5 protein-coding genes and 1 pseudogene are annotated in these 11,405 nt (G+C 48.7%); all 6 read right to left on the reverse strand.

The window, feature by feature from the left end:
* Nucleotides 1–1,070 (reverse strand): annotated as a pseudogene (locus WBV75_RS05820) (hypothetical protein); the annotation flags it as partial.
* A gap of 5 nt (nucleotides 1,071–1,075) precedes the next feature.
* Complete coding sequence (locus WBV75_RS05825) at nucleotides 1,076–2,398, reverse strand: DUF4249 domain-containing protein (protein WP_424119704.1); 1,323 nt, start codon at nucleotides 2,396–2,398, stop codon at nucleotides 1,076–1,078.
* Nucleotides 2,399–2,502: 104 nt separating this feature from the next.
* Nucleotides 2,503–5,292: a TonB-dependent receptor gene (locus WBV75_RS05830; protein WP_424119705.1), complete on the reverse strand. Its 2,790-nt coding sequence runs from the start codon at nucleotides 5,290–5,292 to the stop codon at nucleotides 2,503–2,505.
* 64 nt (nucleotides 5,293–5,356) lie between these two features.
* On the reverse strand, nucleotides 5,357–7,747 hold the full coding sequence (locus WBV75_RS05835; protein ID WP_424119706.1) for a penicillin acylase family protein: 2,391 nt from the start codon (nucleotides 7,745–7,747) through the stop codon (nucleotides 5,357–5,359).
* 62 nt (nucleotides 7,748–7,809) lie between these two features.
* Nucleotides 7,810–9,852 (reverse strand): cytochrome c biogenesis protein CcdA, encoded by a 2,043-nt coding sequence (locus WBV75_RS05840; RefSeq protein WP_424119707.1) that lies wholly within the window; start codon nucleotides 9,850–9,852, stop codon nucleotides 7,810–7,812.
* Nucleotides 9,840–11,147, reverse strand: coding sequence for a tRNA lysidine(34) synthetase TilS (tilS, locus tag WBV75_RS05845; protein WP_424119708.1), 1,308 nt, complete (start codon nucleotides 11,145–11,147; stop codon nucleotides 9,840–9,842). Before tilS ends, WBV75_RS05840 begins: the two co-directional genes overlap by 13 nt.
* Between the last annotated feature and the right edge of the window lie 258 nt (nucleotides 11,148–11,405).

An 11,405-nucleotide genomic window follows, 5' to 3' on the forward strand; every position in this document is an offset into this window, starting at 1 on the left:
ACCCCAGCCTGATCCGGTTTTAGTTGAAAATTGTAAAAGCAGGGGATTGTTCCCTCAAAATCATAGGGGGTATACCATTCAAAATCAACGTTTTCCATTCCGGGCGATACCAAAACTGCCATACCCATCCGGTCTCTGTAGGGCCGGGTAAGGTAGGTGTAAAATTTTCCCTCTTCATCTGTACGTACTTTTTTCACCTGAAAATCAGGACCCGGGAGTGAAATGGCGATCCATCGGTCCTCCAGCGCAGTACCTTCGGAAGTGGTTACCCGGCCGGAAATCAATTCGCCCCGCTGTTCGGGAATGGCCAGGATATCATTTACCCGCTGCGGGATGCGCTTGAGGAATTCCAGGGAGTATGCCGCAAATTCCGTGGAGCGCACCGGTGTGAGTGCTTGTAAATCATCCGCTTTTCGAACCGAAAGGGAATAGTTTCCGTATCCCCTGCTCCCCCTGAAATTCTTAAGTTGTAGCCTTATCATTTCCCCTGTTTTATAAACAGTCTTTTCCAACTGCAACCCAAGATCTCTGGAAGGCGTGTTTTGTCCACCATCTTCAAAACCAGAATCTTTGGAGTTTGTACATTCTGCCCTGTTGTTTTCCGGATTCAGAAATACACTCTGATCGGAACGATATGGATTCAAAAAGGTGACATCGGCACTAAAAAACTGGGCAAGCCCGGCATTTTTCATCCAATGTGTAAATGCCACAAGTTTATAATTCCCGGATGGTAAATCTGTCGGAAAAAAGTAATCGCCCTGTCCCCTGCCCTTTTCAAGATCGATTTTCTGGGAAAAAACCACGGTATTATCTTCTCCGATAAGCTGCAGGTAAGCCACCTCGCTGAGTTCACTGAGTCGGTAGTTCTGAGTATTGATACAGTACAAACTGTAATAAAGGTATTCCCCCGGCATATAGAGGGTACCCGGGGTATGGATATAAACATATTCCATGGGGATTTCCCTCAGGAGTTCCAGTTCTTCCTCACTGGAAATGCGAACCTGTGCAGTCAATAGCTGGCCACAATGCAGGGTGAGAAGGAGGCTGATGATTTTTAGTTGTATTCGCATATCTTTTATTCAATCCAAAACTCAGGAACTTCATTACTCCCCAGTACCGTGCAATCCCCGCATTCCCTCCTGACATAAGCATAAGTACCCGGACAGGTCCCAAGGCCCTCAGAGTTGGGGGAGATATAGGCTATCAGACCCAGGTTTACAAGCTCTACTATAGACTGCGGACAGGGGTTCGGCCCAGGTTGAGGCGCGCAATAAGAAATGTGTCCCTCAGGAGAGGAAGTGGGAACACAATTGATCACAAAAGGGGGCTTTTCCAAATCCGGAAAGAGATCTTCAAAACTAAAAAAGAGGCGCTCCTCACTTACCGAAGTTATTTCAAAAAATCCTATAACCGGGGCTTCAATGCGATTGACGGCTTCGATATTCCCGCTCAGGAAACCGGGCTGGACGCTGTTGAACACTGATTCAGATGCCGAAAAATCGTTGAGGCTTTGAAAATATGAAAACGCCTCGGCAGATTGCACAAATTGACGGACCAGGATGCTGTACCGATGGCTGATCATAAAATCTGTGGCCCCGAGGAACCGGACGGGATACCTCAGGATTTCGGGATTTGCAAGGGTGGTTACGTCGTTTTGAAGCACACGGGTGGAAGGCACGGTCTTATAACAGGTTTGTTGCTCTTCAGTTCTGGGAACAATCTCAAGGTCGTATTCTATTGGGATGGCGCAAGGGTCGTAATTCGTGAGCTGGAAATCCCTGGACGTCCACTCTGGTGCTATAATCTTATAGGTTTCTTCATATTCGTATCTGTAGTACAAAGCACCCTCGGACCGAGGGGCGCCATCCAAATAAATGAAAACGCCGTCCGTACCCTTTTCATTAAGTTCGCGTTCTGCGTAATGGTTGTCGATACGTGCGATACCGGACAACTCTTCCGGGGTCGATCTGTATATCGCGCCATCGCTAGCAACGATCACCAATTCATACGTCCGCCCCGGTTCCACTGCAAATTCTAAGTCCGAAACATAGACCCCATTTTCAGCATGTCGGAAGGCAAAAGTTTCTCCCTGGTTTGTTTCCACGGCAACCTGGGCACGGGTTTCCGGGGGGACACTATCAGTTTCAAAACCAAAGCTACGGGTGAGTCGTATTTGTTGGTTTTTCAGCTCATCCGTCAGGGAGGCTTCAATGACCAATAAGTCTGGCGTACTTTGCTCTTCTAATTCCACGGTCTCCACACAAGAAAAAAACAACACAGGAGCCGCGGCAAGCAGGCAGATGAAGCTACCCGGTCGATTCCAGATAGTGGGACGACCATCCTTAGAGGAACTATTCCAAAATCTGGGTATCTGTATATGGTTCACTCTATTTCTCATTCGATCCAGAATTCAGGTCTTGATGTACTTCCCAACAGAAAGCCTGGTAGACAAAAAGGCGGGATTAAATTCCATATGTCAGGCGGCAACTGCATTTCGGTTGTTTAAAACTTAATATTATAGGTAATCGACGGGATCGGGATTGCAAAAATCGAACTCTGCAAGGCCTTGACCTCCCCGTTCTCAGAAACAAAGAATAGAGAATAGGGATTGTTCCTTCCCAAAACATTATAGACGGAAATAGTCCAGAAACTATGGGCTAATTTGTTCTTTTTATGATTTCCCTCAATGTTGACCCCCAAATCCAGACGGATGTAATCCGGTATCCGGAAGGCATTCCTGTCGCTGTAGAATACGTAATCCGAATTATTGAAATTAAACTGACCCACTGGATAGGTTATCGGGCGTCCTGTCTGATAGGCGAAATTCAGGGAAGCGCTGTAGCGTCTAGTAAACTTGTAGTTGGCGATCAGGCTGACGTCGTGTGGCCGGTCGTAATTAGAGGGAAAGAATTCCCCGTTGTTGACCCGCTCCTCTGGAAATGGGCTATCAAAGCGAATAAGAGACCGGGAATAGGTATATCCGAGCCAGCCGTTGAGTTTGCCTTGGGTTTTCTTAAAGAGAAATTCGACCCCATAGGCTCGGCCATCTCCCTGTATCACCTCGGTTTCTATAGCGTCGTTCAAGAGAATCTGGGCTCCTGTTTTAAAGTCGAGTACATCCTCAGACCATTTATAGAATCCTTCTACACTGACCTCAAAAGCCCCTTCCTCCAAATTCCTGAACATGCCAAGCGTCACCTGCCGTGAAGTCTGCGGCCTGATATTCAAATCACTCAGTTTCCAGGTGTCTATCGGAGAAACTGTGGTGGTATTGGAGAGGGTATGGATGTACTGATACATATTGCTGAACCCGGCTTTGATAGAAAAATCAGGCGTAAACAAGTATCGGGTGGAAAACCGGACCTCCGGCCCGCCATAGGTCTTTATGGTTTCCCCACTCCCGAAGGTCAGGGTATCGATGACCGTCCCTGCATTCCGGGGCTGCCCGGGTGCATAGACGTTCTGTTCGGAAGGGCCCGTGGCCGCAAAAACAGACAACCGTACCCCGGCGCTCACGCTGAGTCGATCCGTCACATCCCAGTCATCGGCTATGAATACACCTCCTTCTACTCCTTGTTCCTTGGGCAGGTCCTGACCCACCACATCCGATTCGGTCCCGTCCGGTTCGAGGGTACCCGGGCGAATATTGTAGAGTTTCCCTGCGAGCCCGAAAGTCAGACGATGCCTGTCGTTTATACGAAATCGGTTAAAAGCCCTGAACTCCGTTTCATCCACGGCATATCCAAGGGTAAAGTCTGTATTGGATTCTGCGTCGTACACGATATCAAAGGCATAGCGGCTGTTGGAAAGTGAAAAAGTAGCGTTGTTTCGTTCGCTGAACTTATGGTTCCACACCACCGAAGCTGCCCGGTTGGAATAGGAAAAGGTGGAATCCGCCGTCAGGCTGAAACGGTCGTTGCTGTAATAGCCCGTCGCCTTGATACGGTTATTCTCGTTTAGACGATCGGTGTAGGTAGCGATAACATCGTAAAAAGATGCGGTACTATTGTTTAAATCTTCATCGTCCAGTGCCCGCAGGATCCAATCAGAATAGGCACCCCTGCCACCTACGACTAGAGATGATTTCCCCTTACGTACGGGAACTTCCAATGCCAGGTTGGCCGTTACAGGACCCACTGACCCTTCACCCTTTATCTCCTCTGTATTTCCATCAACGGTCGAAATATCGAATACAGAAGAAAGCCGGCCTCCAAATTCTACAGGAATGACCCCTTTAAAAATTTCCACCTGCTGGGTGATAAATGGGTTCAAAGCCTGAAAAATCCCAAAAAAGTGTGTGGGATTGTACACGACCGCCTGATTGAGCAAAAACATATTCTGATCTGTGCGTCCACCCCGGACGTTGAGGCCAACCGCCCCCTCACCTGCCCTTGAAATACCCGGAAGGCTGGCCGCGACATCCAGGATATTGCGCTCTCCGAGGACCAGGGGGATATCCTTGCTTTCCTCTGCATTAATAACTTCGGTCCCCGAAATGACAGCCTTCACATTCCGTTCTTGCTCGGCCTGAACAACCACCTCTTCCAATTGTTCAACACCTTCCTCCACATACCAGTCAAAGGATCCGTCGTTATAAATAATCATTTGTTTGAGGGTGCTTTCTTTTCCGACGGATCTGGCCTGTAATACACTGAGTCCTGCCGGCAACCTGATTTCATAATAACCACTTTCGTTTGTGGTCGTCCCGTTCCCGTTGGTTTTATCCAGGATAACCATGTCTGCGATTGACCGGCCACTTTCCCGTTCCCTCACATATCCCGAGAGCGTAAATATGCTTCCCAAAGCGGAGCGATCTTGTTTTCCAATCCGCACCGTTTCCACCTGAGCGGGGCGGGAAGCCAGTTCCTCCTGATTTATAAATACAGGCAAAGGAACCTGTTGCTGATCTGTGGCGGCCGCTACCCCCGTGGGTTGGAGCGAGTCCGGAAGCGATCCGAAAAAACCATTGGGCAAGGCATCGTAGATCTGTTTGTTTCTGGAAAGGACAAAGATCTTTTCCGAATACGGGTAAAAGGTGACAGGTGTATCCTGAAGCAATTCAGAGAGGAATTCCTCTGGGGTGATATCCGAAAAGGACCCGGAAACCTTCTCGTCCCCAAACCAATTCGGCAGGTAATAGAATTGCACGTCGGATTCCCGTTGTAATTTTTGTAAAATCTCTGGAATGGTCAGTGCCTCATATTGAATTTGGATCGGTTCGGGAGTCTCCTGGGCCCAAAGACTGCAAGGAATACAAACGAGTAAAAATGCAATATATAGCTGCCTCTGCATTTAGGAAGGTAGGATTGATGGATTTGACAGGTGCCGGAAATCCCGGTTGGATGAACATGGCTGGTTAACGGTCGAAACTAAATATAAGGATAGAATTGGAATTTTCTTGAATCTCCTTTTGATTCAGCAGCATTTTTCGAAACTTACCCTCTAAATAGAGCTGTACCTGATCGTCGTAATGGGGACTAAACGGATTTCCGGACTGGCCGGTGGGTAGGATACTCATACTTTCTTCGATATCGGAAAAGTCGATGACCCTGCGGGTTGATGGACCGGCACTTACCTTATAGAAACCTGTAGAATCATAGGGAAACATCAGATTATTAATGACTTCCCGTGTGCCGTTTACAGGAAACGGACCAACATTGAAATAGGACCGAAGGGATTCCACCCGTCCAAAGGGATGGTTAAATTCCACGGTATGTACGTCCTTCCAGCCCCATTCGCCCTGGTAATCCCCGAAATCCGATTGAATCGACGCCACAGCGGCTTCAAAGGACTTAAAGGCAATATCACCGCGTTGTTCAACGACCTCAGGGGTACGGATATCATCCCACCAAACCGATTCGTCCTTCCGCGACATTGGGGAAATTAACCGCTTGATTAAATGGGTACTTAACAGGGATTCGAAGCCCTCTGCGCCCAACTCATCTTTAAAGGTAGCACTGAGAAATTCGTAAACCCACCGGTGGAAAAGTACAGCTTCTTTGCTTTCCAGATCGGCGGTTCCATCCCAGGCTTTTAAGGCCTCGAGCATTTGCTGTGCCTCTGCTTCAAGGCTTTTTCCCGACAAAGCCCCGGCCAGGCTCGCGACAATTTCCGGGTTTACGTCCGAGGTAACATCGGTGATCATTTCCATGACCGCATCCCTGTCCCAGTCATCCCTGGGCTCCAGCATGGATTCTATCCGGCGCGCCCGGTTCTCGGGAAGGTAATATCCGGGGATAACCCCATACTGGGTGCTATCCGGCTGATTGTTCGCGGAATAAGCATATCCCCAGGGCGGGTTAATTGTCCTGGGGTTTTCAGCGAAAGGCTGTTGTACCGGGGCAGGCACAGTGGCCCCATCGAGAAATAGCTTTGTACTCAGGCTGTCCGGATGCGTATTTAGCCGTGCGGCTCCCCACCAGGCTACATTTCCCTCAGCGTCTCCATACATAACGTTAAGGCCCGGGGCGTGGATATACTCAACCGCTTTTTCAAAACCCACGATGTCCTTGGAATGGCTGATTCCGTAAAGGGCCTGCAAAACCTGGTTCGGACCCTGGGTGTACACCCAGGACATACTTACCGGGTCAGAGCCTTTAAGGGATTTCAGAACGCCATTCAGCACAGGCCCCCGATCTGTTTTTCGATAGCTAAAGGTCACAGGGTCTGCATCTTTCACCCCGATCTGTTTTTCAATAGTTTCAAAAACACCCCATCCTTCAGGTCTTTTATAACGGGAACTATCAGCGGAATCCAGGGTCTCGGAATAAAAATCGATATCGTCATTCTCAAACATGGTCAGCCCGTAGGCCATTCGACGGTCATGCCCGAGCAGGGGGTACGGGACACCAGCCAGGTAATACCCGTATTTTTCATATTCCGGGGTGATGATATGCGCCTCGTACCAGACAGAGGGTTGTGCAAATCCGATATGGAGGTCATTGGCCAGGATAACGCTGCCATTTTTGGTTTTATCCGGGCTGATCACCCAGGAATTACTGCCTTCAAGAGCGGGCAATGGGGTGTTTTCCAGGATCTTCCGAATATTTGCCGAAAGTAAGTGTGCGGAATCCACAGGGAATCTGGAGTCATAGGTCCGGATCATTGTCGTGTTTGACGGTGAGGTGCCCAACAATTCAGCAACATATTCCCGTCCCAGCCGATCGCTGACCTCCATCAGAAAAGGGTCCGTCCTGTGGGCCATGGCAAAGCTAAAGGCCATATAACCTACTGAATTATATACATCCTCCAGTGTAAATGGCTGTTTTTCAAGCCCTGTAAGATAGAACTCTATAGGGGTCGGTCCTTCCTCAATGTATTGATTGATGCCATCTAGATACGCCTGTGCCAAAACGATGGCCGGATCTGCCGGGTCCACCCGGGCCAGCACTTTTTGGGTGGCTTCATCGATTCCCAGACCCAGGAAGAGTTGATCATTGGCAAGGGCATCCACCCCAAAGACTTCAGACAACCTTCCGGGAGCTACCCGGCGAAGCACTTCCATCTGCCACAACCTGTCCTGGGCGTGGACATAACCCAGCGCCCGGAAGGCATCGGGCTCATTTTTGGCATAGATGTGGGGAATACCATAGGTGTCAAAATAAACGGTTACGGAATCCTGTAATTTAACCAGCTCTTTATTCCCTGCGTATTCAGGTTTTTGATGTTGTACAAAAAGGACCCCGGCAAGCAGGATAAGGAGCAGGAAAATACCGAGAATAACCAGAAGGCGTTTTATGAGTTTCAAGGACTTACTTTAAAAAGTGAATTCTAAAGATAAGTCCTTTCTGAATAACTCAAAACTCAGGGTTAATCCAACTGGACAGGTCCGGATCCCTGCAATGCAAAAGAATCTGATCCAGAGTCAGCCAGGTTTTCATAGGCCTCAATCCCGGAATCCAACCAGGTGCGATAGGTATCCACATCGGTGTTTTGGACCGGGGGAGCCAGTATCTCGAGGGATGGGGAAAGAAGTACATAGTACGGCTGAGATACTGCACCAAAATTCAAATTCTGGAAGGTACTCCAGTAGTCCCCTACAGACTCAATCTCTTTTTGAGCACCATTTTCATAGAAAAAGACAAATTGCTGATCTGCAGGGAGTTGTTTTCGTTCATCCACGTAGAGGGATATCAGTACATAGTCATCCCTTAGTCTCTGATACACCTCGGGATCGCTCCAAACCTGTTCTTCCATTTTACGACAATTCACACAGGCCCAACCCGTAAAATCAAGCAGGATAGGCTTCCCGCTGGCACGGGACTCTTCCAGCCCCTTATTAAAATCCTTGTAGCATTCCAGGCCGAGGGGGCAATCTGAATTCTGATCGCTTATTGTATAGAAATCAGGAGGGGGGAAACCGCTAAGCGCCTTTAAGGGAGTACCGGTGAACAGGCCATAGGTCAGATAGGCCGCAAACCCGAGAGATAGTAGGGCGCCGCCTATACTCCAGGGCGAACGGCGGACAGCAGCCCCCGTTTTTTTAAAGCGGAAAGCACCGAGCAAATAGGCCGCGAGTAATAGGGCCAGGAGAATCCAGATCCCGAGGAAGACCTCCCTTTTCAGGATACCCCAATTTCCGATAAGGTCCGCATTTGAAAGGAATTTCAGGGCAAGCCCGAGTTCTAAAAATCCCAGGACTACTTTAACAGTTTCCATCCACCCTCCCGAACTTGGAAGACGCTGTAGCCATGACGGAAATAAGGCAAATAAGGTAAATGGCAAAGCCAGGGCAAAGCCAAATCCCACCATGCCAGCGGTCAGGTTCGTGGCGACATCCCCTTCCGAAAGCGCCGTACTGCCCAGCAAGCCCCCGAGGATAGGTCCTGTACAGGAAAAGGATACGATCGCCAGGGTAAGGGCCATAAAAAAGATCCCGATGGCCCCTCCGATTCTATCGGAAGCCTGATCGGCCTTTGACGCCCATGAGGAGGGAAGGGTGAGTTCATAATAACCGAAAAAGGAAAATGCAAAGGCCACAAATACAACGAAAAAGAAGAGGTTTAGCCAAATGTTCGTCGCAATGGTATTCAGGATTTGCGAATCGACGGATTCAAAGAAATGAAAAGGCAGACTGAGCAGAAAATAGATCAGGACAATACAGAATCCGTAAAATCCGGCTCGCGCCACCCCTTTGGACCTGCTCTGGGTCTGTTTGGTGAAAAAAGATACGGTTAGCGGGATCATTGGAAATACGCAAGGAGTAAGCAAGGCCAGCAATCCTCCTATAAAACCCAGGCCGAAAATCACCCAGATGCCCTGCTTGGAGTTACTGCCTGACCCGGAGTCCTGTACCAGGCGCTCCTTATTTTTCAGATCCAGCAGCAGCGCATCCCCTTTTGCCAGGGATTCAGCATCGAGGGCAGTAGCTTCCGGGACATACGGTTGATCCGAAAGGGAGAATAAGAAGGTTTTATCCACCCCTATGCAAACCTCTGCGCAAACCTGATAAAACATATCGACCTGAATTCCATTAATTTTTAGGTCCGTAAGTTGAATCTTCTGAGTAAATCGAGCGGTTTCCTTAAAAAAGGTTTCGTCTACCTCAAAAATCTCACTGAAGGCCGTCTGGGTTTCGCTTTCCACAACGGGCCCCAGAGTCCTGTAGCCCCCACCTTCGTTTTTAAAGGTAAACTCCGTGGGAAGGGCCCCACCCGGGGGGGTATACTGGGAATACAAGTGCCATTCGGGGTCTATCCGGGCCTCAAATACCAGGGTGTAAATACTATCTGATTCCCGGACCAGCTCCTGGGACCATTGTACGGGATCAGCCGAAGCCTGAGCGTGCAATGTGGCCCCCTGGCTCATCAAACACACAAAAAATACAAGTAAAATCGTTTTTATCCGATCCATTCAATTTTCAGAATTTCTTTTGTCGCAGCCTGAACTTTAAAACGCTCATCGGGACGATGGCCTACCAGCCAGACAATCTCGCTTCCGCTGCACAGAATCCACTGGTCTTCCTTTTCAAACAAGTTGAACTTATGATCTTTAAAGTACTTGGAGACCTTTTGCCTGCCCTTCATTCCCAGGGGGTAAAAATAATCGCCTTTTTTCCATTTTCGCAATTGCAGTCCCTCCTTTAACGTTTCTGAGTCCACATATAGTACGTTGGGTCCTGCCGCAGCCAATGCGGTAACACTGCTAATAATTAAATTAGAGGACACTCCCCTACCCTCGGTTGTGGGATAGACCGGGTAAGTTCCTTCATCCGTGCCTAAAAGTGGCCGCATAAGAAGTGCGTCCCGGTCCCTGAGCAGACGGTGGCTCTCAGAGCGGATTTCCTTTCCACTCAACCCATCTATGAGTCGGTTCAGTGCCTTCCAGTCCGTAAAACCATAGGGCCTGAAAAGTTCGAAAAGATAGGTGTCCAGCGGCTCTAAACGCATCAGTGCCTCCAGGGGTACCTGAATAATGTCGCCCTTTTTCTGAAATACTTCCTGCCGGATAGCTGAAATATGGTTTCGCATCAGGGCATTACTGCCCCTTAAAAAACCCAATGTCTTTTGAAAATTGGTAAACATCCGCGTATCTGCGCGCTTTAAATGAGGCACCACGGTATGCCTTAATCGATTCCTGAGGTATTTCTCTTCTGTGTTCGAAGAATCCTCCCGCCATGGGATTTTCCGACTCTGGGCATAGGCTTCAATTTCCATGCGCTGAAAAGGCAGGAAAGGCCTGCGTATGTTTTGTGCCCGCTCTGGGATTCCCGAAAGACCTTCAAGCCCGGTCCCCCGGATTAGGTTGATCAGAAAAGTTTCTAAAACATCATCCGCCTGATGCGCTGTTACAGTATATGCGAGTTGACTATTCGCGAGTATTTCCCTAAACCAGGCATAGCGCAACCTTCGTGCACCTTCCTGAAGTGATAGTTTATTTTGGTTACTATAACTAACTGTTTTAAAATTTTTTACGTGAACTTTAGCATCCCATTTGTCACCCATTTCCAGTACAAAGGCAGCATCTTTATCGCTTTCCGTGCCCCGCAGACCAAAATTACAGTGTGCCACTTCGAACGGCAGCCCGGAATCCCTGCAGAGCTGCCATAGGACCATACTGTCAATACCACCGCTACACGCCAATAAAAAAGGAGTGTCCAGCAGTTCCGGAAAATGGGTTTCGATATGTGATTTAAAACGAGTATTCACATGGCAAAGGTAGAAACAAAAAAGACAGCAGAAACCGGAAACCGGAAGTTCAAACTCCTCCCTAAGACTGAGAAAAAGGACGTCTATTCATAGTGGTTTCCCGCGAGAGTCACCCAATAACCCGACTTGCGGATGTGAATCAGGCTACCCTACCCGGGAAAAAGCCTTGCCGGGGAATGCGATAGGAAGTTCTCATCCGGAGCAATGACCTCTTTTCGCAAGGCTTCTGTAAAAAATGGATTTGTCAAAAGGGCCGAG

It is taken from the genome of Robiginitalea sp. (genome assembly GCF_049588695.1).
Classification (GTDB): Bacteria; Bacteroidota; Bacteroidia; order Flavobacteriales; family Flavobacteriaceae; genus Robiginitalea.